22 protein-coding genes are annotated in these 21,618 nt (G+C 63.3%); 8 read left to right on the forward strand and 14 right to left on the reverse strand.

What is annotated here, in order from left to right:
• Positions 1–22: 22 nt before the first annotated feature.
• The 5 genes from F4Z81_13860 to F4Z81_13880 all read right to left on the reverse strand — a co-directional run bounded on the left by F4Z81_13860 (position 23) and on the right by F4Z81_13880 (position 2,953).
• On the reverse strand, positions 23–298 hold the full coding sequence (locus F4Z81_13860; protein ID MXW06132.1) for a helix-turn-helix transcriptional regulator: 276 nt from the start codon (positions 296–298) through the stop codon (positions 23–25).
• Positions 295–645, reverse strand: coding sequence for a type II toxin-antitoxin system RelE/ParE family toxin (locus F4Z81_13865; protein ID MXW06133.1), 351 nt, complete (start codon positions 643–645; stop codon positions 295–297). The genes F4Z81_13860 and F4Z81_13865 overlap by 4 nt, the downstream gene beginning before the upstream one ends.
• A 68-nt stretch (positions 646–713) precedes the next feature.
• On the reverse strand, positions 714–1,367 hold the full coding sequence (locus tag F4Z81_13870; protein ID MXW06134.1) for a hypothetical protein: 654 nt from the start codon (positions 1,365–1,367) through the stop codon (positions 714–716).
• A gap of 6 nt (positions 1,368–1,373) precedes the next feature.
• On the reverse strand, positions 1,374–1,892 hold the full coding sequence (locus F4Z81_13875) for a methylated-DNA--[protein]-cysteine S-methyltransferase (protein ID MXW06135.1): 519 nt from the start codon (positions 1,890–1,892) through the stop codon (positions 1,374–1,376).
• 11 nt (positions 1,893–1,903) lie between these two features.
• The gene (locus F4Z81_13880; GenBank protein ID MXW06136.1) at positions 1,904–2,953 is read right to left on the reverse strand and encodes a hypothetical protein; all 1,050 of its coding nucleotides are present in this window, start codon (positions 2,951–2,953) and stop codon (positions 1,904–1,906) included.
• A 376-nt stretch (positions 2,954–3,329) separates the two neighbouring features.
• Between F4Z81_13880 and F4Z81_13885 the strand changes: the two genes are divergently transcribed.
• Genes F4Z81_13885 through F4Z81_13905 form a run of 5 tightly spaced genes read left to right on the forward strand, consistent with a single transcriptional unit; the run spans position 3,330 to position 9,081 of the window.
• Complete coding sequence (locus F4Z81_13885) at positions 3,330–3,992, forward strand: (2Fe-2S)-binding protein (protein ID MXW06137.1); 663 nt, start codon at positions 3,330–3,332, stop codon at positions 3,990–3,992.
• 16 nt (positions 3,993–4,008) lie between these two features.
• Positions 4,009–6,216 (forward strand): xanthine dehydrogenase family protein molybdopterin-binding subunit, encoded by a 2,208-nt coding sequence (locus F4Z81_13890; protein ID MXW06138.1) that lies wholly within the window; start codon positions 4,009–4,011, stop codon positions 6,214–6,216.
• A 3-nt stretch (positions 6,217–6,219) separates the two neighbouring features.
• Positions 6,220–7,197, forward strand: coding sequence for a xanthine dehydrogenase family protein subunit M (locus F4Z81_13895; protein MXW06139.1), 978 nt, complete (start codon positions 6,220–6,222; stop codon positions 7,195–7,197).
• A 38-nt stretch (positions 7,198–7,235) separates the two neighbouring features.
• On the forward strand, positions 7,236–7,445 hold the full coding sequence (locus tag F4Z81_13900; protein MXW06140.1) for a hypothetical protein: 210 nt from the start codon (positions 7,236–7,238) through the stop codon (positions 7,443–7,445).
• Positions 7,369–9,081 (forward strand): fumarate hydratase, encoded by a 1,713-nt coding sequence (locus F4Z81_13905; GenBank protein ID MXW06141.1) that lies wholly within the window; start codon positions 7,369–7,371, stop codon positions 9,079–9,081. The genes F4Z81_13900 and F4Z81_13905 overlap by 77 nt, the downstream gene beginning before the upstream one ends.
• Here F4Z81_13905 and F4Z81_13910 read toward each other — a convergent pair.
• On the reverse strand, positions 9,065–10,780 hold the full coding sequence (locus F4Z81_13910; GenBank protein ID MXW06142.1) for a hypothetical protein: 1,716 nt from the start codon (positions 10,778–10,780) through the stop codon (positions 9,065–9,067). The two genes, F4Z81_13905 and F4Z81_13910, sit on opposite strands and share 17 nt — an antisense overlap.
• 54 nt (positions 10,781–10,834) lie before the next feature.
• The gene (locus F4Z81_13915; GenBank protein ID MXW06143.1) at positions 10,835–11,959 is read right to left on the reverse strand and encodes an Ldh family oxidoreductase; all 1,125 of its coding nucleotides are present in this window, start codon (positions 11,957–11,959) and stop codon (positions 10,835–10,837) included.
• Between the two features lie 177 nt (positions 11,960–12,136).
• Between F4Z81_13915 and F4Z81_13920 the strand changes: the two genes are divergently transcribed.
• The 3 genes from F4Z81_13920 to rimI are packed head-to-tail and all read left to right on the forward strand — an operon-like array spanning position 12,137 to position 13,631.
• Positions 12,137–12,385: a YggT family protein gene (locus F4Z81_13920; GenBank protein ID MXW06144.1), complete on the forward strand. Its 249-nt coding sequence runs from the start codon at positions 12,137–12,139 to the stop codon at positions 12,383–12,385.
• 22 nt (positions 12,386–12,407) lie between these two features.
• Positions 12,408–13,169 carry a tRNA (adenosine(37)-N6)-threonylcarbamoyltransferase complex dimerization subunit type 1 TsaB gene (tsaB, locus tag F4Z81_13925; GenBank protein MXW06145.1) on the forward strand — a complete coding sequence of 254 codons (762 nt, stop codon included), beginning with the start codon at positions 12,408–12,410 and terminating at the stop codon, positions 13,167–13,169.
• A gap of 3 nt (positions 13,170–13,172) precedes the next feature.
• Complete coding sequence (gene rimI / locus F4Z81_13930) at positions 13,173–13,631, forward strand: ribosomal-protein-alanine N-acetyltransferase (protein MXW06146.1); 459 nt, start codon at positions 13,173–13,175, stop codon at positions 13,629–13,631.
• Between the two features lie 15 nt (positions 13,632–13,646).
• On the opposite strand, the gene F4Z81_13935 is transcribed toward rimI, so the two are convergent.
• From F4Z81_13935 to F4Z81_13965, 7 genes are all read right to left on the reverse strand, one after another.
• Positions 13,647–14,930 carry a glycosyltransferase family 4 protein gene (locus F4Z81_13935; protein ID MXW06147.1) on the reverse strand — a complete coding sequence of 428 codons (1,284 nt, stop codon included), beginning with the start codon at positions 14,928–14,930 and terminating at the stop codon, positions 13,647–13,649.
• Entirely contained in the window at positions 14,905–15,828 is a 924-nt protein-coding gene (locus tag F4Z81_13940; protein ID MXW06148.1) for a glycosyltransferase family 2 protein, read from the reverse strand. The genes F4Z81_13935 and F4Z81_13940 overlap by 26 nt, the downstream gene beginning before the upstream one ends.
• A 34-nt stretch (positions 15,829–15,862) precedes the next feature.
• Positions 15,863–17,032 carry a glycosyltransferase family 4 protein gene (locus F4Z81_13945; protein ID MXW06149.1) on the reverse strand — a complete coding sequence of 390 codons (1,170 nt, stop codon included), beginning with the start codon at positions 17,030–17,032 and terminating at the stop codon, positions 15,863–15,865.
• Positions 17,033–17,117: 85 nt separating this feature from the next.
• On the reverse strand, positions 17,118–19,826 hold the full coding sequence (locus F4Z81_13950) for a DUF2723 domain-containing protein (protein MXW06150.1): 2,709 nt from the start codon (positions 19,824–19,826) through the stop codon (positions 17,118–17,120).
• 28 nt (positions 19,827–19,854) lie between these two features.
• Positions 19,855–20,697 (reverse strand): metallophosphoesterase family protein, encoded by an 843-nt coding sequence (locus tag F4Z81_13955; protein ID MXW06151.1) that lies wholly within the window; start codon positions 20,695–20,697, stop codon positions 19,855–19,857.
• Entirely contained in the window at positions 20,642–21,184 is a 543-nt protein-coding gene (gene nusB, locus F4Z81_13960; GenBank protein ID MXW06152.1) for a transcription antitermination factor NusB, read from the reverse strand. Before nusB ends, F4Z81_13955 begins: the two co-directional genes overlap by 56 nt.
• Positions 21,073–21,597: a 6,7-dimethyl-8-ribityllumazine synthase gene (locus tag F4Z81_13965; GenBank protein ID MXW06153.1), complete on the reverse strand. Its 525-nt coding sequence runs from the start codon at positions 21,595–21,597 to the stop codon at positions 21,073–21,075. Before F4Z81_13965 ends, nusB begins: the two co-directional genes overlap by 112 nt.
• Positions 21,598–21,618: the final 21 nt, after the last annotated feature.

The raw sequence follows: 21,618 nt of genomic DNA on the forward strand, positions 1-21,618 counted from the left end.
GTGTTTTCTTGCCTTCAGCCTGTTATCCCACCGTAAACTGCAACTTTTTACCGATCGCTTTGGCGTATTTTCCGAGCGTTGACAACCGGATGTCTTCCGCATGATTCTCAATCCTAGATATCGCGGATTTCCTGGTTTTCAACCTGCGTGCCACCTCTTCCTGGGTAAGGCCGGCATCCTCTCTTGCTTGTCGAAGTAGTACACCGATCTTGAACTCCTGGTATCCTTCATCGTATCGCTCGGCGAATTCCGCATCCTTGACCCTGCGATATGCCACATACTCGCTCAAGTCGCTCATCGTCTCTTCCTCATGAAGTAATCCTGTCTTCTTTTCTCGGCTAGCCGGATGTCCGATCTCGGTGTTTTTCGGGTCTTCTTCGCGAATGCGTGATCTATAACTACGAGATTCGAACCGTCAAAAAAGGAAAGAAGACGGAATGTGTCACGTGCAATGTCTACGCGGATTTCCCAGATATCATCTGAATCGACCAGTTTCTGAAAATACCGACGAGGTACGTAACTCAACTCTTCAATAAGTCTCAGAACCCAGGTGACTTTGGCTGCTTGTTTAGGGTCGAGCGCATCCAGAAAGTCAACAACGGGACACTGACCTGATTCGGTACGATAAAAACGGACAGTTCTCATATTCTATGTTAACGAAAATGTGAACCGCACGCAACCAGCATTTCGCACTACATGAACACAGCACCCAACTACCTGCTTAACACCGCCGTGCCCCACGTACTGGGGTCCACGTGGACGCGCAGGTCCCGCCCGGCGCTCCACCACTGGGCGGGGTACTCCGAATTGTTGAGGAAATAGGTGAAGCCCAGCCGGGGGAACTCTTCCGGGTCGTATCCGCTGAGCGTTTCGGTCGGGAGGCACACCTCGAGGGTGTAACCACGATCCGTGATCAGGGACGCGATGGGAAGCGCTTCCGGTTCCGGCATGTTCCACTTCTCGCGGGCGCGGTCGACCTGCGAAGGCTTGACCACGGGCCGGTCCCCGCGGTCGCCGCCCCCGGTGGGCAGGCAGTTGAACTGGTGGCAGTACCTCCCCGCCCGCCTGGCGGTCTTCACGTCGCGCGTGTCCAGCCAGATCTGGAAGCTGTCCCCGGTCCAGTGCCTTCCGTAGTGGGACTGGACCGGCTTTCGCTTGCGCACGTCCACGGCGAAGTACAGGCCCTCGTCGTTCCAGGCCATGTAGACGTCCGCGGCTTTCGGCCGGTTCTCCAGGAAACCCAGGTCGGGTACCAGGTATTCGTTATCCCAGTCGTCCAGGACGCCGTTGATCCGGGGCGCCTGTTCGCGGTATCTGCACTGGAAGGCGTAGGCGAAGTAGACTCGGTTGGGAATGTCCAGCGGCATAGGCGGTCAGCGGTTGTAGTCCGTACCTTCCAGGTCGAGCAGAAACGCCTTGACCTCCGGCCGGCCGCCGTAGCCTCCCAGGCGTCCGTCGCTGGTGATCACGCGGTGGCAGGGTACCAGGATGCCGATGTCGTTGCTGCTGTTGGCCTGGCCCACCGCCCGGGCGGCCCGGGGCCTTCGAACCTGCTCGGCCACCCACTTGTAGGAACGCCACTGCCCGTATGGAATGGCCTGTTGCGCGGTCCAGACCTGCCGGGTAAAGGACGTGCCCCGCAGGAAACTCACCGGGAGGTTGAAATCCTTCAGTTTGCCTTCGAAATACCGCGTGATCTGGTCTTCGACCGAGGCAAGCAATCCGTCGTCCGGGGCGAAGGCGAGCTCCGCGCCGAAGCGGTTCAGCATGTCCGTCGCAAATGCCTCGTCTGTGACGCCGGAGGTAATACGGCATACGCCCGCGTCACTGGCCGCCGCGTACATGGGGCCGAGCGGCGTGGGGAAGACCGTGTATTTCAATACCTGCTTCAATAGGGTCTGGACTATCCTACGATGTCGCGGTCCCGCAGGCCCTGGGCCAGCGCCCGCGCGATGACCTCGCTGCCTTCGATGGTGGGATGCCAGGTATCGGCGAAGTACCGTTCGCGTTCACCGTCCATCCCGGTAAAAGCGGCGTTGAGATCGATGAGGTCCGTATCCTCTTCCATGGCCAGCCGGCGGATCGAGCCATCGTAGATATCGTAGAGTTGCCGGAGGCGGTCGAGGTCTCCCCGGGCCAGAAAGGACGGATACCGCATCTTGTCGAGGCTTTGCATGGACATCTCTGCGCCGTTGCCGGATATGAGCGTCGGCAGGGTCGTCAGGACGACACGGATACGGTCGTCCTTCGCCGTCCGGATGAGGTGGCGCATATTGTACTCGTAGTTCTCCGGCAGGAAGTCCTCGAGGTCGAAGGAGCCGATGGGCGGCGGCGTGTTCAGTTCCAGGATCTCCTTGGCTTCGTCCAGCAGCCTCAGGCCGGTGTTGCCGCCGTTGCCGTAGTGCCAGAAGGACTGGGTCTTCCTGCGCATGTCGGGATAGTGCTTCGGGTTTCCCAGCCACATGTCGTTCCAGCCGATGTAGACGATCAGGATGTCCGGCTCGAAAGCCAGGAGCCGGGGAAGGCGCAACTGGGCGTTGATGGACGCGTGGTCGTCTACGCCGGCGTTGATCACCTGGTGATCGCGTTCCAGGTCCATCTGGGCCAGCTGCCGTTCCAGCTGGTAGGGATAGGGCGAATCATCCCCGGGCGCGCCGAAGGTGCAGGAGTCGCCGAGACACATGATCCGGACGGCTTCGGGATCCTTCCGCCTCGTGAAGTCCGTTCCCCGGAACCCGTAGTCGTTGATCCGGATGCCGGCCACGCTGTATCCCGGCATCAGTTCCCAACCGCTCCGGTTGTGAAACACGATGTAGGGATGGGCGCCGTCGTATTCCTCGTGGAACCAGCGGTCCCTGTTGTACGCGTGATCCTGCCGGCGGAGGTAGAACTCCGCACCCACGAGGGCGCCCACCGCGGCGCCGGCCATGGCGGCAAATGCGTAACGCTTCATTCCCGTTCTCCGGCTGTCATGCGCCTGTTCCGGCCGTTCGGACCGGACCGCCTTGCAAACATCACTCCAAATCCACACTGCCTTCGCACTCCCCCTGAATCTAAGGGCACACAGGCCGAAATCGCAAGTGAAAACGCGTACCCGGTTTTGTTTGACGACAACGCCTTCGTTCCCTGTATAACCATTAGTGAAAGGTCTTGACGACGACCGGACCAACTTCCATATTTGTAGGGTAGTTCCCAACCCGTTTACCACAGAACACCGGTCTTGCCGGTTCCGGTTCTCGTGATTACTCGCCAGCCGGATGCTGTCGTCAGCACTTCGTCCGTTCCGGCTGGCTTTGATTTGATAGCATAATACGTGAAGAGGAGGTCCTATGGCTGATCGACAAGATGAAGCCAGGCCCGAGGAATCGTCCCATTCCGAAACGAAATCGGGGACCCGGTTCACGCGCCGTGGTTTTCTCAAGGGCGCGGGTGCAGGTGCGGTAACGGCTGCCGTAGCGCCGGCCATCCTGGTTTCAGAAGCCGGGACGGCGGCCGCCCAGGAAGCCGAGGGCGTCATGTCGGCGACCATATCGCTCGACGTGAACGGCCAGTCACACAACGTCGAAGTGGAAGCGCGCACGACCCTGGCCGACGCGCTGCGGGACAGGCTGGAGATCACCGGTCCCAAAGTGGTCTGCGACAAGGGCGAATGCGGGGCCTGTACCGTGGAGTTGGACGGAAAGCTCGTTTTCAGCTGCATGACGCTGGCCATGGACGCCCAGGGCCGGAAGATCGAGACCGTAGAAGGCATGGCGGACGGCGACAACCTGCATCCCATCCAGGAAGCCTTTGTCGAGAAGGACGCCCTGATGTGCGGATTCTGCACGCCGGGGTTCCTGATGTCCTCCAAGTCGTTGCTGGACGCCAACGACAACCCGACGCCGGAAGAGGTCCGGGAGGGTCTGTCCGGCAACATCTGTCGCTGCGGCACCTATCCCCACGTGTTCGAGGCCGTAATGAGCGCCGCCGAAAAGATGCGGAAGGGAGGGTGAGCCGATGCAGCAGAAGATGAAGACGGTCACGATCACCATCCAGGAAGACGGTGAACCCAGAGAAATAGAGATACAGGTTCCCGATACCGGCGAGGGCGGCTGGGGAGACCTTTCGAAGAACACCTATATCAACAAGCCACACACTCGCGTGGACGCGGTCGACAAGGTCACCGGACGCGCCAAGTACACCGCCGACATCAAGCTGCCCGGCCTGCTCTACGGACGCATCCTGCGTTCGCACCATCCCCGCGCCCGGATCAACCGCATCGACGCCACCCGCGCGATGGCGCTGCCCGGCGTGAGCGTGGTGGTGCTTCCCAACGACGACCCCGAGGTCTTCTCGCGGGAGTGCCGGTTCGCCGGACAGGAAATCGCGGCCGTGGCGGCAACGACGCCGGAGGTCGCCGAAGACGCGCTCCACGCCATCGACGTGGATTACGAGGTGCTGCCCTTCGTCGTGGACGAAGACGCGGCGCGGGACCCGGACGCGGCCCAGGTGCACAGCGACCGCGGTAACGTGGGCGAGCCCAGGGTCGGCGAGCAAGGCGACATCGCCGCGGGATTCGCCCAGGCCGACGTAACCCTCGAGGCCACCTTCCGATGCCAGGTGCAGTCCCACATCGCGCTGGAGACCCACGGAAACGTGTGCCAGTGGGAAGGCGACAAGCTGACGGTCTGGGCCTCCACCCAGGGTGTATTCAGTGTCCGCGGGGAACTGGCCGGGCATTTCGGGATTCCCGAAACGAACGTGCGCGTGATCACGGAGTTCATGGGTGGCGGGTTCGGCGCCAAGTTCGGCGCCCGCAAAGAGGGCGTGATCTGCGCGCTGCTCGCCCGGAAGGCCGGAGCGCCCGTGAAGCTGATGCTGACGCGGAAGGAAGAGCACCTGGCCACCGGAAACCGGCCCTCCGCCGTGCAGCACGTGAAGCTGGGCGCGACGAGCGACGGCAAGCTGGTCGCCTACGAGCGGTCCAACTACGGCACGCCGGGCGTTGCCGGCAGCGCTAATATTCCCGGGGCGCCATATCTGTACGAGATCCCCAACTACCGCATCGAACAGACGAGCGTGTTCACCAACGCCGGACCAATGGCCGCCCAGCGCGCGCCGGGACACCCCCAGGCGGCCTTCGCCATGGAATCCATGATGGACGAGATGGCCGAGGCGCTGGGCATGGACCCCATCGACATCCGCCAGATGAATGATCCGAACGAAGCGCGGCGCAACATGGTGGCCATGGGTGCGGAGCACATCGGATGGAAGACCCGCCGGAGCGCCACGCCCAATTCCGGGACCGGCCGGATCAAGACCGGCATGGGCGTGGGATCGGCCCGGTGGGGCGGCGGCGGCGGAAGGACGCAGGCCGAGTGCACCATCAATCCGGACGGGAGCGTGCAGGTGAAGTGCGGCACGCAGGATATCGGTACAGGGACGCTCACCCTGGTGCACATGGTCGCGGCGGAAGAGTTCGGGTTGAAGATAGAGGATATCGACGTCGGTATCGGCGACACGAACTACCCCTATTCGGGCGGAAGCGGCGGAAGCACCACGGCCGCGTCGGTATCGCCCGCCATCAAGGGTACGACGATGCTGGCGAAACTCGAACTGTTCAAGAAGATCGCGCCCAGGTTCGGCGTGGAACCCGGTGAACTGGTGGCCTCGGACGGCAACGTGTTCGTGGGCAGCGATCCTTCCAAGAGCATGACCTGGCAACAAGCGACGGCCCAGCTCGGGGACGAGCCCATCTTCTTCCACGGCCAGTGGCTGCCCGGCTACTCGGACAGCGGCGTGCCCGGCGTGCATTTCGTCGAGGTCAGCGTCGACACCGAGACCGGCCTGGTGAAGGTCGAACGGGTCGTGGCCGTCCACAACAGCGGCATGATCCTGAACCCGCTCACGTGGGCAAGCCAGGTGAACGGCGGCGTCCTGATGGGCATCGGATACGGCATGTACGAAAACCGCATCATGGACCCCGCGACGGGCTACATGGTCAACGCCAACCTGGAAGACTACAAGCTCATGGGCTCTACGGACATCCCCGAAATCGAAATCCTCAGGTACGACGAACCGGAACGGGGCGTCATCGGTATCGGCGAACCCGCGACGATCCCTACCCCAGGTGCCATCGCCAACGCCATCTACAACGCCTGCGGCGCCCGGATACGGGACATGCCGTTCACCCCCGACAAAGTGCTCAGCGCGCTGGCCGCAGTGAAGGAGGGCTGACCCATGCAGAACTTTTCCTACGTCAATGCGACGTCGATAGAGCAGGTGCCTTCCCTTCTCGGCCGTAGCTGGGACGACGCGGTGGTCATGGCAGGCGGTACTGACCTGGTCGGAGAAATGAAGGACTACGCCGCCGTCCCGAAACGGGTGGTCAACCTCAAGTCCATCGAAGGCCTGGACTACATCCGGCAGGATGACGCCGGGCTGCGTGTCGGCGCGCTGACCACGCTGACGGACGTGTTGGGAAACAGCGCCGTTTCACAGGACTATCCGGTGCTGCACCAGGCGGTATCCGTCATCGCGTCGCCGCAGATCCGCAACATGGCCACACTGGCCGGGAACATCCTTCAGCGTCCGCGTTGCTGGTACTACCGCAGCGAGGACTTCCCCTGTCTCAAGAAGGGCGGGGCGAGGTGCTACGCGGTGGGCGGGGTTAATACCTACCACGCGATCTTCGGGTCCGGGCCGAGCTACATCGTCCATCCCTCCGACGCGGCCCCGGCGCTCATGGCCCTGGGCGCCACGGTGAACATCCATGGCCCCCGCGGCGCGAACGAAGTCGTCCTGGACGATTTCTTCACCATGCCCGAAATGAACATCCGGCGGGAGAACATCCTTCGCCCCAACGAGATCGTGACCGAAATCACGATTCCGAAACCGGAGGCCAACAGCAAAGGCATGTACCTTAAGGTGCGGGAGCGGGAATCCATCGATTTCGCCCTCGTCAGCCTGGCCGCCCAGATGACCGTGGTAAACGGGACCTGCGAGCGGGCCAGCCTCGTGCTGGGCGGCGTGGCGCCTATTCCGTGGCGCGCCTTCGAGGCCGAAGATTACCTGAGGGGCCGCAGGATCACGGAAGCCCGGGCGGAAAGCGCCGCGGAGGCCGCAGTGGAAGACGCCGCGCCCATGCCGCACAACGGTTACAAGGTGGAGATTGCGAAGAACCTCGTGAAACAGGCCGTTCAGGCCCTGGCGGCGTAGGCAGGGCTGCGCAGCGCCGCAAGCAAGGAGAGTCTATCATGGCACAACCCGTATGCCGGTACCTGAGGACGAAATCGTTCTACACGGCGGAGAAGAACGACACGACCCTTACCGAAGAAAAGCCCGGCCGCTCGTTCTGGTGCGTCCGCTCCGTGTCGGGCATCGGTCCCGATGACAAGGTCGTGGGACCGACCGAATGCGACGCCCATCGCACCTGCTTCGAAACCGTCGACGTGCGTTTCGTGTAAGGAGACTTCCGGCTTGAACGACTATGTCCATCGCGAGCTCCTGCCCCTGGGGGAGGACTCGACGCCGTACCGTCTGCTTACCAGCGATCACGTCTCATCGGGTACTTTCGAAGGCAGGGACATCCTCAAGGTCGATTCGGATGGCCTGATCCTGCTCGCGGACCAGGCCATCCGTGACAGTTCCCACCTGCTGCGTCCCGAACACCTCGCCCAGTTGCGCAAGATCCTCGACGACCCGGAAGCGTCCGACAACGACCGTTTCGTCGCCATGGAGATGCTGAAGAACGCCAACATCTCCGCCGGCGGCATCCTGCCCATGTGCCAAGACACGGGGACGATCATCGTCACGGGCAAGAAGGGCAACCGCGTCTGGACGGAAGGCGACGACGAGTCCGCCCTCTCGCAGGGCACCATGAACGCCTTCCTCAGCACCAACCTTCGGTACAGCCAGCAGGCGCCCCTCGACATGTTCACAGAGACGAACACGCGGACCAACCTGCCCGCGCAGATCGAGATCTACGCGGACCGGGGCGACGAGTACAAGCTGATGTTCATGACCAAGGGCGGTGGGTCGGCGAACAAGAGCTACCTCTTCCAGGAGACCCGGGCGCTGCTGAACGAGGACCGGTTCCTTGATTTCGTCGACGAGAAGCTGCGCATGCTCGGCACGGCGGCCTGTCCGCCGTACCACCTGGCCATCGTGGTGGGCGGAACCTCGGCGGAATACACGCTGAAAACGGCCAAGCTGGCGAGCGCGCGTTTCCTGGACACCCTGCCGACGGAGGGCAACGAGTACGGACAGGCCTTCCGGGACCTCGACATGGAGGCCAGGGTGCTGAAGATGAGCCAGGAAATCGGCATCGGCGCGCAGTTCGGCGGGAAGTACTTCTGCCACGACGTGCGGGTGGTCCGCATGCCCCGGCACGGTGCTTCCTGTCCAGTGGGCATTGCGGTTTCCTGCGCCGCCGACCGCCAGATCCTGTCGAAGATCACGCGGGACGGAATCTTCCTGGAACAGCTGGAAACCGAGCCTTCCAAATACCTGCCGGAGATCGCGGACGAGACGCTGGGCGGCGAGGTGGTGGAAATCGACCTGAACCGGCCCATGTCCGAGGTCCGCGCGACGCTCAGCAGCTACCCGGTCGCCACGCGCCTTTCCCTGACGGGTCCCATGATCGTCGCCCGGGACATCGCCCATGCCCGGCTCAAGGAGCGGCTCGACGGCGGCGAGGACCTGCCGCAGTACTTCAAGGACCTGTGCGTCTACTATGCGGGCCCGGCCAAGACGCCGGAAGGGTACGCTTCGGGGTCCTTCGGACCCACGACGGCGGGTCGCATGGACACCTACGTGGACCAGTTCCAGGCGGCCGGCGGTAGCATGGTCATGCTCGCCAAGGGTAATCGGTCCGTCCAGGTCACCAACGCCTGCAAAAAGCACGGCGGGTTCTATCTCGGGTCCATCGGAGGGCCGGCCGCGCGGCTGGCCAAGGACTCCATCCGGGAGGTTTCGATGGTGGAGTACCCCGAACTGGGCATGGAGGCCATCTGGCGCATCCAGGTGGAGAAATTCCCGGCCTTCATCGTGGTGGACGACAAGGGCAACGACTTCTTCTCGGGGTTCATGCGCCGGAACTGACTAGTTCCAACTCCAGGTGGGTTTCGGGCATACGGCCGTCCACCAGGACCAGGGGTTGCCACGTCCACGTGGCCTGCCAGCGATGACCGCGCTGGTCGATCACCTGCCGGCGCAGCAGGCCGATCCGCCATACGTCTCCCGGAGCGGGAACGGCGTTCTGGCCAGCGGCCAGCCACTTCAAGCCTGCCCACGGCAAGGCCAACTCCACGGTCCAGCCCCGGTCGACCCGGTCCCTTGTGCCCGGTTCGCCATCCACTTTCACCCCGGTCCGCAACCCGGGCATGCGCCAGTCCGAAAAGGCCCAGCGCATGGCACGGATGTCGGTCCGCGTGTGGCCGCCCAGTACCTCGGGCTGGTGGACCGCCAGGTCGAATTCCGGCGCGTGGAACCGGTCGTCGTCCCGGTGGGCTTCCTTCCAGATGTAGCACATTTCCGAGGTGGCGCCCAGCGGATTCACGGCCAGGTCGTAGTACGCGCCGGGACCGGTGATCAGCACGCCTACGTGGCTGTCCTCCCGTACCTCGTGGGTGGATTCTTCCTGGGTAGCCTGTATGTCGCGATCCTCCAGCCAGCACCCGATGTAGAGGCCTTCGTCGTCCCAGGTCATGGCCGCCGTGGTATCGAACAGGGCCCGGGCGCCCGTGTGATCGCTGAACAGCGGAGATCGCTCCGCCCGCGCCCATGATTCCTCGCCCAGATCGCCATCCACGACCAGGTCGCCTCGCGTCCTGCGGCATCGGTACCGTGCGGCCTGTCCGGCTCGTCCGGTCCGGGTTGCCGCCGCGGGGTGCGCGCTGCCGATCACACCCACCTGCTCCGCGCGATTAACCGGTTCATCACTCGTCGCCTGTGGTTCGCCGCTCGTCGATCGCGATTCGTCCTCACCCACCGCTTTCTCGGAGAAATGGATCACGCTGAATCGATCGGGAATGTGCGAATCGTAGATTCCGTGACTGTTCCAGGCCCATCCCGGACACGTCCTGAATCCGCCTTCGTCGATCCACTGGAACCGCGAGAAATCCATGCGCCAGATATCCCCCTCCCGCGCCGGCAGCGAACGCCCGTCCGCGAGATGCTTCAGGCCCTTCCAGGGGAAGGCGATCTCGGCCGTCCATCCCCGGTCCCGGTCGGTCGGGTCGTTGATGGTGCCGTCCACGTGCACCGCCCACTTCATACCAGGCATGTCCCATTGGCGGAACGCCCAGCGGCGTCCGCGCGGATGGGCGTGGCCGGTCTTGATTCCCCCGAGCGTATCCACCAGGTCGGTGCCCTGCAGGTCGAACTCGGGAAACGCGCCGAATCCGGCCTCCACGTAGGCGTTCTGCCAGACGTAGAACCGTTCCATGATGGTTCCCAGGGGGTTCAGTTCGAATTCATAGTAACTGTCTTCCCCGGCGATGAAGACTTCCACGTCGTTCTCCTCGCAGATCATGGAATCGCGCTCCGTGTACGTCGCCCGCACGTCGGGGTCCTCCACCCAGAAGCCCACGAACAGGTAGTCGTCGTCCCAGAGCACCGCGGCCCGCGTGTCGAACAGCCCCGGCCGGCCCGGCTCCTCCAGGTCCTCGAAGCGCGGCGAGCGGACCGCGTGCTGCCACGAAGCCTCGTCGAGGCGACCGTCCACCACGATGGGACCGATGGTCCGGCACGCGGTGTAGTGCTTCAACCCTTCTTCCGAATAACCCCAGTCACTGGTCATGCGCTTGATCTCCAGAGTGTTCTAATCCCTTATTCCCTGGACATTTACGTCCGCCTACGCCTCCCAGGGTACCTTGAGCCCGAGTTTCTCGGCGACCTCGATGAGCTTGTCCCGGGTGCCGGCGGGCAGGGGGATCCCGTGCTCGATGCGCTCCCGGTGGACGACTTCCTCCGGCTCGCCTGGCACGAAGAGTTCATCGACCCCGTCGACGCGCGGAAGGCCCTTCATGGCCGAGACGAGTTCATCAATCTGCCTGCGATACATGTCCGGATCGGTGAACGCCGCGATATCGATGGCGCCGATGAAGCTGTTCTGCGCGCCGGGCCGGGCGCCGGGACCGGAGATGGCGGCCGTCAACAGCGGATTGCCGACCATCAGGCTCGACAGGCACTCGAAGATGAGGGCCAGTCCATAACCCTTGTATCCGGCCGCGGGCTGCAGGAACCGGGCCTCGCGTGGATCCGTCGTCGGATGTCCGTCTCCGTCCAGCGCCCAGGTGTCGGGGATGGACTCGCCCCGGTCCACGGCCACGTCCAGCTTGCCGAAGGCGGCCACGCTCGTGGCCATGTCCAGGGATATGGTACGGCCGTCGCTGCCCGGCACGGCGATGGCGATCGGACTGTTGTGGACCCCCGGCGCCCGCGCGCCCGGAGGGGCCATGTTCGGGGGGTTGCAGACGGAAGCGATGCCGGCCATGTTCTCCCGGGCGGCCATCTGGGCGTAGTAAGCCATGGCGCCCTGGTGGGTCGTGTTGCGGATCAGCACCCATCCGATACCCGCCCCGCGGGCCTTCTCGATGGCCTGCTCCATGGCGTAGGTCGTCACTACCGGTCCGAATGCGCAATCGGCCTCGATGAGCATCGTAGCGGGCGTCTCCCGTTCGATCCGGATGTCCGGCCGGGGATTGTAGTGTCCGGCTTCCACCGATTGGACATATCCAATTACCCGTTGGACGCCGTGGGAGTCCACTCCGCGCAGGTTCGCCCATACCAACACTTCGGCTTCGATGGCCGCGTCTGATGGCGTCAGGCCGACCTTTTCGAAGACCGACGCCGTGAAAGCCCGCAGTTTCTTCCCATCCACGCGGATCTCCGCCATGAGACTCCTTTCCGATCCGTGTCGCTGCAACCATATGAGCATGATCAGACTGGCGTAAGATAGATGGGCGAATCGCGCCACGCCAGAGGTTACTTCCTCCCTGGAGATCCAGGCGATCGGAATCCGCAGCGGCGTCAAATCAAGACGCGGGCAACCGGGGCGTCCTGGCCCTATCTTCGTCGTTGACAAAGCCCACGATGGTCGGTAAAGTTCCCATGCATTCGGCGCGCAGCGAAATTCGTCAGATACGCCATTATCATGATCCTGATCCAGATACTGCGGATATACCTGGTCCTCATCATCGTCCGCGCGGTCATGTCCTGGTTCAATCCGGACCCGGCCTCGCCGCTCGTGCGTCTGCTGACGTGGCTTACGGAGCCGGTCCTGTTGCCCTTCAGGCGGATCATTCCGCCCATTCCCGTGCCGAAGACGAACGTTCGGATCGACCTGGCCCCGGTCTTCGTGCTGTTGATCGGCGGTTGGCTGTTAACCAGGCTGCGTTACTGACCATGACGGAGACTAACCGCCCATGATCGTCGTGGGACTAGAGACTTCATCCACGATCGCCGGGATCGCCGTGATCCGGGACCGCCAGATGATGGCCGAAGCGTCACAGGAGTTGGGCGGCGTGCACGCTGAAAAGCTGCCCGGGATGCTGGAACGTATTCTGGCCGACCTGGACGTGCAGTGGTCGGATGTGGAAGGATTCGCGATCTCGATCGGACCCGGCTCGTATACCGGGCTGCGGGTGGGATTGAGCCTGGTCAAGGGACTTGCCTACGTGACGAAGCGGCCGGTCGCCGCGGTGCCCACGCTCGATGCCATCGCCTTCCAGGTGCCCTGCTGCAGGTACCCGGTCCACGTGGTGACCGATGCCCGCAGGGGCCAGGTCTACGAAGCCCGCTACGATACGTCCGGCGGCTGGCCCGAGCGGCAGTCCGATTTCCGGGTGGGGCCGCTCGAAGACGTGTTGGCATCCATCGAGGACAAGGTAATGCTCGTCGGCAGCGGCGTTGACGCGTACAGACCGGACATCGTCGCCATACTAGGTGAACAGGCCTGCTTCCCGCCCGCGGGCACGGGACGGCTGTCGGCTTCCTCGACCGCGTATCTCGGCCTGGACCGCCTCAAACGGGGCGATCAGTCCGACCTGAACGCGCTCGAACCGCTGTACCTTCGAAAAACCGACTTCGCCAGGCAGCCGCCATCCCGGCTCGAACGGACGCCGCCTTACGAATCTTCCTCTGCCGCGCCTGGCCCGACCGGCCGGGCCGAAACCTCGTCTGAATGACCCATGACCGAGGCGATCCCCTTCGTCATAGGTAAAATGGGCCGTTCACACGTGCCCCAGGTCCTGGAAATCGAGCGGGCGTGCTATCCGGCGCCCTGGTCGGAATCTGCCTTTCACCATGAAATAACGTCTGGGACTTCCGTTACACTGGTCGCGATGGACGGGGAGTCGGTCGCCGGCTACCTGGTCGGGTGGATCGCTGCCGACCAGGTGCACGTCGCCAACATTGCCGTGGCAGCCGGGTATCGGCGCCGAGGAGTCGGTACCGGGATGATGCTTCGGCTTCTCGAGGAGGCGGTCCGACGGGAGTGCGCTTCCTCCAGCCTGGAAGTGCGCGAGTCGAACCTGGCGGCCCGATCGATGTACAGCCGGTTGGGATACCACGCGGTAACCCTGAGGAAGTCCTACTATTCGAGTCCTGCCGAGGACGCAGTGGTTATGGTGAAGGACCTGGAAGCATAAGGCTGGGCTTCGGCGCTATCGAAAAGCATTGACACCACCCGTCACCAGTTTCTCCAGCACTGCAGACGCGGATCGTCCGATCTGTTCCGTGGAAGCGTGGTCGCGGAAGACGCGGCTGCCGCCCTCGGCGATCCTGCGCAGCAGTTCTCGGTCCCCGTGCAGCCGGCGGATGGCGCCGGCGAGCGCTTCCGGCTCTCCGCGCCTGCACAGTATGGCGCTTTCCCCGTCGGCAAGCAGTTCTCTGATGGCTGGTGAGTCCGCCGTGATGACCGCCTTGCCCGCTGAGAGAGCCACGAACACCTTGCCCGGGATCACGCGGACCGCTTTGTCCGACGTGCCGAAAATCCCGAGACATACGCCCCATCCCTGCAGGAACCGGTGCAACTGCTCGTAGGGTATCCAGTCCGTGAAGCGTACGTTCTCCAGGTTCAGTCTCCGCGCAGTTGCGTGTATTTCGTCCGTCAGCTGACCCGACCCGACGAAGTGAAATTCGATATCCGGTACGTCCTTCAGGCGGTTCGCTGCTTCCAGCATTATCGGCAAGCCGTGAAGCGGAATGAACTTGCCGATGAACAGGACCCTGAAGGGGGCGTCCCTGGGATTCGTGTCCTCCGAGGGCGGGCCTTCAGCGGGCGGGTCCTCCGGCGGCGCGTCTGCGTATGTATCCGGTTCGCTCACACCCTCTCCATTCACACCCTCCAACGCGTCCAATTCCACGGCGCCGACGAATACCCGGGCAAACCGCTTCCGAGGCAGGTTGAATTCCTGCACGAAGTAGTCTATGTGGGCTTCCGTGTCGAGCAGCACGAGGTCCGCCTTCGCGCAGGCCTGCCGGTCCAGCCAGCGAAGAAAGCGGCTCCTGAGCGTGCCTTCCGCAATGGACCGGCGGTCATCGACGAGGGTATCGTAAAGGGAGATCAGCGGACTGAAGACGAGGGGCCGGCGCGGAAACCGGGTGAGCAGCCAGGCCAGCGGCATGTCGAAATGGCCGATGTATCCGACCAGCATGATCTCGTAACGGCCGACCGTGAAGACATACTTGAGCAACAGCCGGAGGCAGGCCAGCTTCAGCTCGACCGCGCGCAGGACAAGCGAGAACGGGCCCAGATAGCGGCCGGTCTTGTCCCGTTCCTTCTCCCAGAGGGGCACATGGCACTCCAGCACCTGCCAGCCGGTCCGCTTCAGGCCTTCGGCGAGCGTCCGGTTACGCGGATAATCGCGTTCGTAGGTGCCGAAGAAGCAAACGCGGCCACGCGGGGTGGGGGTCATGACCTCACCCCAGCCGTTCCCGGACGGCATAGTCTTCCGTGCGCCGGGCCTGGTGGGCGATCATTTCGGCGATCAGCCCCATGGATACCAGCTGGATGCCGAGGACCATGAGGAATACGGATAACAGCAACAGGGGACGGGTCCCGATCCCGATGCCGGTCAGCCAGAGCCAGGACAGGTAGAGCGCGATCCCCACGCCGATGACGAAGGACAACAGGCCGAAGGAGCCGAACAGGTGGAGCGGCCGCCGGGTGTAATTCGACACGAAGTAAACGGTGAGCAGGTCGAAGAACCCGTGGGTGAACCGTCCCAGGCCGAACTTGCTGCGGCCGTGCTTCCTGGGATGATGCTGCACCGGTGTTTCCGTCACGTGGAAACCGGCCCAGTGCGCCAGCACCGGCAGGTAGCGATGGAGTTCGCCGTAGACGGGAATGGTCTCCACGACGGCCCGGCGATAGGCTTTCAACCCGCAGTTGAAATCGTGCAGCCGCAGGCCGCTGACGATCCCCGTGACCCGGTTGAACAGCTTCGACGGGATGCGCTTGGACAGCGGGTCCTTCCGCGTTTTCTTCCAGCCGGACACCAGGTCGAAGCCCTCGTCCAGCAGGTCGACCATGGCGGGCACTTCCGCGGGATCGTCCTGCAGGTCTCCGTCCATGGTCACGACGACCTCGCCGCGGCTCGCTTCGAAGCCGACGGCCAGCGCCGCGGACTTACCGTAGTTGCGGCGGAACCGGATGGCCCTCACCCGGTCGTCGGCCTCACGAAGCCGGCGCAATTCGTCAAAGGACCCATCCCGGCTTCCGTCGTCGATGAAGAGCACCTCGAAGGACTTTCCCGATGGCTCGAGGGCCGCCACGATGCGCTTATGGAGCTCCCGCAGGCTCTCCGCCTCGTTGAACAGGGGAATCACGACGGTGATGTCCATCTGCTCCTCCATGTTATCCGCTATCGCCGGATCGTCACGCGGCATCGGTGCCTTCCTCCATGGATCGCCGGATCATCTGCAGCGTCTGCCTGGCCGTGTTTTCCCAGGTGTAAAGCCTGCTCCTCGCCACGGCATTCCCGGCGAGCCGTTCGCGTTTTTCGCGGTCGTGCAGCAGATCAATCAACGCGCGCGCCATGGCCTCCCGGTCCCCGAGCGGGACCAGCACGCCCGTTTCCCCGTCGACCACGGCGTCCCGGAGTCCGGACACCCGGGCAGCCACGACCGGCACGCCGCAGGCATTGGCCTCGATCACGGTTATGCCCCATCCTTCCTTGCTCGAGGGATAGGCCGCCACCTCGGCACGGGTCAGTAGACGCAGTTTTTCTTCCTCGGAAACGAAACCCGTGAATCGCACTGCATCGTCCAGGCCCGTGGACCGCGTCAATGCCTCGAGCGCACGCCGCCGGTCGCCCGTGCCCACGATCACCAGGCGCGCATCGGGAACCTCCTCGCGGACGATCGCCATGGCCTGGATCAGGTGGTCCACGTTCTTGTACTTCTTGAGGCGGCCGAGGTATATGACCAGTCCGGGTTCCTTTCGGTCCGGAGCGGCCGGCGCATCCTTCTGTTCCTGAGCGGCCGTTGCGCCCGTGTTCGCGGCGTCCAGAAACCGGCTGTCCAACCCGTTGTGCACGACGCTGATCCGGTCCGCCGCGACCCCCATCCTGACGAGTTCGTCCCGGGTGCTTTCGGAGACCGCCTCGAAGAGGCAGCGGCGGTACACCCGGGGTATCAACCGTTCCATGAAGTACAGGTAGGTCGCAAGCACCGGGTTGATTTCCCGGTAGAACGTGGTCCCGAAAAGATGGTGAAGCAGGACCATCAGCGGGGGGCCGTCCAGAAACCAGGGCAGCAGTGCCGGGATCTTGTTGATGTCTTCGATGACGACGTCGAAGGACCGTTGAGCCAGGTGTCTTCGATAGTACCAGGGCGCAGTCAGGTTGAACGTCCATTTCCCGCCGTGACGGATAACGTCGATCCCGTCGATCCGCTCGGATTCCGCCGCGCCGGGAAACCGGCTGCAGAGCAGAGCGACCTCGTTCCCCCATGCGGCAATCCGAGAGAAGGTCTCGTGCAGGTGTACTTCGGCGCCGCCCGCTTCCGGGTTGCGGATATCCCTCCAGTTTATGACCAGAATGCGCATTGGACTGAACCGGCGGGTGGGCGGCCTCAGGGAAATCCGGCCCCGGGACGCGGCCCGGCCTCAGGGCACGCTCGCATCGCCGCGCCTAGGGTCCGCGCTCATCGCCGGCTTCCTTGAGATCCTCGATCATGTCCTGTACGACCGTATCGCCCGGAGCGATCCGCTGCCACCTTTCCAGCGTTTCAAGCATGCGGTCCGAATCATCCATCCGGAAATAGAGATTCACCAGTTGATCGTATCCCGTGGCATATTCAGGATGGGCCGAAACGCCCCGTTCCAGCAGTTCGGCGGCCTCCGCCTCGCGGCCCAGTCTCCGCAGGGACTGGCTCAGGATGGTATATCCGTCGAAGGTACTGAAATCCCCGGCCAGTTCCGACGCAAGGCCCTCAACACCGGCAAACTCGCCCTGGTCGGCATTGAACTGGATGAGCATCAGCCGTTCAAGCGCGCCGTTCGTGATGTCGTACTCCAGGTACTTCTCCATGGTCTCGATGGCCTGGTCAGGCCGCCCGCGTCGCCACTGGTTCAGCGCCAGTTGATGGAAGGACACGGTGTAGTTCCGCAGGAGGGTGCGGATCTGCGGGTCCTTGTAGACCTCGGGATCCGCTATACCGCGGTACTGGTAGACGTTCCAGAGGTTGTGCCGGGTCCGCTCCACGTCCATCAGGTCCGGATCGGGATCCGGGAGGACCCGCCAGACCATGCCTTCCAGCTGCATGTAATCGTCCAGGGCCACGTCGTTCTCCGGCGAGACGGTCACAGCGAAGAATACGGGTTTTTCCCAGTTGTTCTGCTCCAGGATGTGCAGGATCATCAGATCCTGTACCCTGAGATATCCGATGTCCTCTCCCAGCATGCCGGCCGGGGGCACGGTCCACGTAATGCCCGCGTGATTCACCTCCCGTTCCTCCCAGCCCTGGATGCTCAGCATGTCGATGGTCTCGTCGGCCAGGGTGATGGGTACCCTGGGTTCCAGGTGCTTCAGTTGCTTGATGTACCAGTTCGTGTTGAGGAGGCTGAGATTGATTACCCGCACGTCCTTGCGGATGCCTTCCACCTCCTGGAGGAACCAGAGCGTGAAGGTGTCGTTGTCGCCGTTCGTGAAGATGAGACTGTTCTCGTCGCAGGACTGCAGCATGTTGTAGGCGTAGTCGTAGGGTATGTAATTGCCTTCCCGGGAGTGGGACTCGTAATGGTAGGCAAAGGGGACCAGGGGCAGTGCGGTCATCAGCACGGCGATACCGGCCGTTCCCTTGTCCACGGGCAGCCGCAGCCGGCCCAGCCAGACGCCGACCTGGTTCAGCAGAGACCGGACGCCGATGCCCATCAGCACCGCGGCGAATACGAAGGCCGGGGTGTAGAAGTAGTCCCGGATGCGGACCTCCCGTTGTATGCCGCGCGAACCGTCCGAAAAGTTCATGTAGAGGATGAGCCCGATGCTGCAGATCAGCAGCATGGCGCCCAGGAAGACCGTGCTGCGGTGGTCCCGCTCCGCCTGGGAGACGATGCCCAGGACGACCAGCAGAACGGGGAAGAGCCAGAAGGGAAAGGACGGGGCGCTGAACTGACGGGAAAAGAACCGCCAGAATCCCATGTTTTCTCCGTTTCCGAACTGGGAGGACCAGCTGCCCTTTCTGTTGAGCATCGATTCGAACATGCTTTCCTGGCCGTACTGCTTGCGTTCCAGGAATCCTTCGAAGTTCTGCCAGGTCGACGGATCGTTCTCGTTGATGATAGGCTGCTGGGCCGCCCGGATCGGCACGTAGAAGTTCACGGAATAGCCCAGTACGGCGAGAAAGAGCACTACCGTCCAGAACGGCCACTTGTAGCGCCCGGGATCGTCGGCCGTGGCCGAGACCAGGGCCAGGGCCGCGCTCACCAGCGCCAGGCTGAACATCACCGTGCCGAACGTGGCCTCGAATCCGCAGATTACGATCAGCGGGAGTCCGTTGTATGCGCCCACGCCTTCCATGCCGAAGAACACCACGGCGACGGCGAAGATGCACAGCAGCGCCAGGTAACCCCACGGCAGCCGCCCCCTGGTGAGGACCAGTCCGGCAATAGCGAGGGGTACCGTGACGAAAAACACGTCGATGGAAGCCACGACGCTGAACAGGATCAGGCCCATGGCCGCGCAAAGCAGCACCAGCTTCCGGTTCGAACGGATGACCCGGTCCGTGAAGACCACGCAGAGGAACGCGGCCGGCAGAATCAGCATGGTGAACATGTGCACGGCGATGCCGAGAAAAGCCAGGTAACCGACCAGGAAGAGATAACGCTCGCTGCCGTTATGCTCGTGCCGTTCGATCCAGTGCAGCATCAGCCAGGTACAGGCCATCATGCACAGCATGGAGAGCGCGTAGACCTCGGCTTCCACCGCGTTGAACCAGAACGTATCGGAGAAGGCCAGCAGAAGCCCGCCCGTCAACGCGCTGCAGCAGACGGCCAGGCTTTCGTAGAGGGACAGTCCGTCCCGGTCCCGATTGAGTGTAACCGCCTTCACGATAACCAGGTAAACGGCCGTCACCGTGAGCGCGCTGAAGAGGCACGAGGAGAAATTCACCAGCCAGGCGATGCCCAGGCCCAGGTCGGGCAGTACGGTGAAGAGCCGGCCGATCAGGATGTAGAGCGGGGATCCCGGCGGATGGGGTATGCCCAGGATATAGGATGCCGCGATGAATTCGCCGCCGTCCCAGAAGGGCACCGTCGGCGCGATGGTCTTGGTGTACACGGCCAGCGACACGATGAACGCCATCGCCATGCCGGCCATGGAAACAACACGATAGGCAACCATGTGCTCGAAATCCTCAGTCAGTCTTCAGTCACCGGCCGAATTCAAGCCGCTCGGCGAGCAGGTCCGGCAGGCCGGCCTCGCGAATCTTCCGTTGCGCGGATTCCAGGTCGTAGGGCACCCGCTTTATCTCGATCTGCTTCATCTCCGTATCGTATACGCAGTACGCCGCCCGGGGGTCCCCGTCCCGCGGCTGGCCCACGCTGCCCACATTCACGATGTATCTACGCTCTGATGCCAGTTCAAGTGCGGACGGCGGGATCTGTCTGCTGCGGTCCTCCGCGTTCCGCTTCTCGAATATCATCGGCGCGTGTGTGTGACCAAGTGCGCAAAGCGCCACACCGGCGGGCATCGCATCGAAGGCTTCGTCGGCCTGCCATGATGACGTCAGGTAGATCCATTCCTCCGGACGGACCGGGCTCGCGTGGACGATAAAGATATCATCGTTCCGCCAGATATAGGGCAACCCTCCCAGGTAGCGCCGGCCGTCGGGCGTAAGCTGCCGCCGTGTCCACAGCGCCGCTTCCGCCGCATAGGGGTTGAACGTGGAGATATCCAGCTTCCCGATCGCGGCATGGTCGTGATTGCCCACGATCACGTCCGTCGTCAGTCCGGTAACGCGGTCGAGGCACACATTGGGACTGGCGCCGTAACCAACGATGTCACCCAGACAGAGGTAACGGCCGATACGCTCACCGGCCATCGCTTCGAGTACGGCATCCAGCGCTTCCAGGTTCCCGTGTATGTCGGACAGAATGCCGTATCGCACGTCGAGGTTTCGTTTCCTGTGTATGCGCCGGCAAGCCGATCGGGCGGGATCAGGCCTGGTCCGCCGCCGTGAGATGTCTCGCGGCCACGGCGTCCAGGACGCCATTGACGAACCCGCCTGACTGTTCCGTGCTGTACTTTTTGGCCAGTTCGATCGCTTCGTTGATGGATACAGCGGTCGGTATATCAAGAAAAGCGATGAGCTCGCAGGCGCCCAGCCGGAGGATGCAGTCGTCGATGCGGGCCACGCGGTCCCGGTCCCAGTGCCGCACCACCGCGGTGATGTGACCGTTCACGATCTCTTCGTGCCGCAGCAGTTGATCAATCAGCGCTTCGGCGAAACCCCGGGCGTTCTCGGACGCCAGGGACCAGCCGGGAAGCCCGGGAAGGGCCTTGCCGGGATCCCCCCCGGTCTGTTCGGCGAGGTAGAGCGACTGCAGTGCCAGTTCACGGCCCAGGCGACGTTCCCCCGCGCGTGCGTTCACTCCGGATCCCCTGGTCCGCCTGGTCCGCCTGGTCCGCCTGGTCCGCCCGGGCCGTTTAGCCGGCGCATCACGTCCGCCATTTCCAGGGCGGCCAGCGCGGCGTCCCAACCCCGGTTGCCCGCCTTCGTACCCGCCCGTTCGATGGCCTGTTCGAGGTTCTCCGTGGTCAGCACGCCGAAGATCACCGGCACCCCGGTGTCCCGGGCCGCGGCGGCGATCCCGCTGGCCGCTTCCCCGGCCACGTAGTCGAAGTGGGGGGTGGCGCCGCGGATGACGCATCCCAGGCAGATCACGGCGTCATAATGCCCGCTTGCCGCCATGTTCCGGGCCACCAGGGGAATCTCGAAAGCGCCCGGCACCCAGACCACGTCGATCCGGTCTTCATCCACTCCGTGGCGGTTAAATCCATCCAGCGCGCCCTTCATCAGGGACTCGGTGATGAACCCGTTGAAACGACCGGCCACGATGCCGTACCGGTCGTCTCCTCCGTTCTCCAGGCTGCCTTCAATGGTTCTCGTCACGCAGGTACTCCTTGCGGATTG

The organism is Gemmatimonadota bacterium, assembly GCA_009835325.1.
GTDB lineage: Bacteria > JAAXHH01 > JAAXHH01 > JAAXHH01 > JAAXHH01 > JAAXHH01.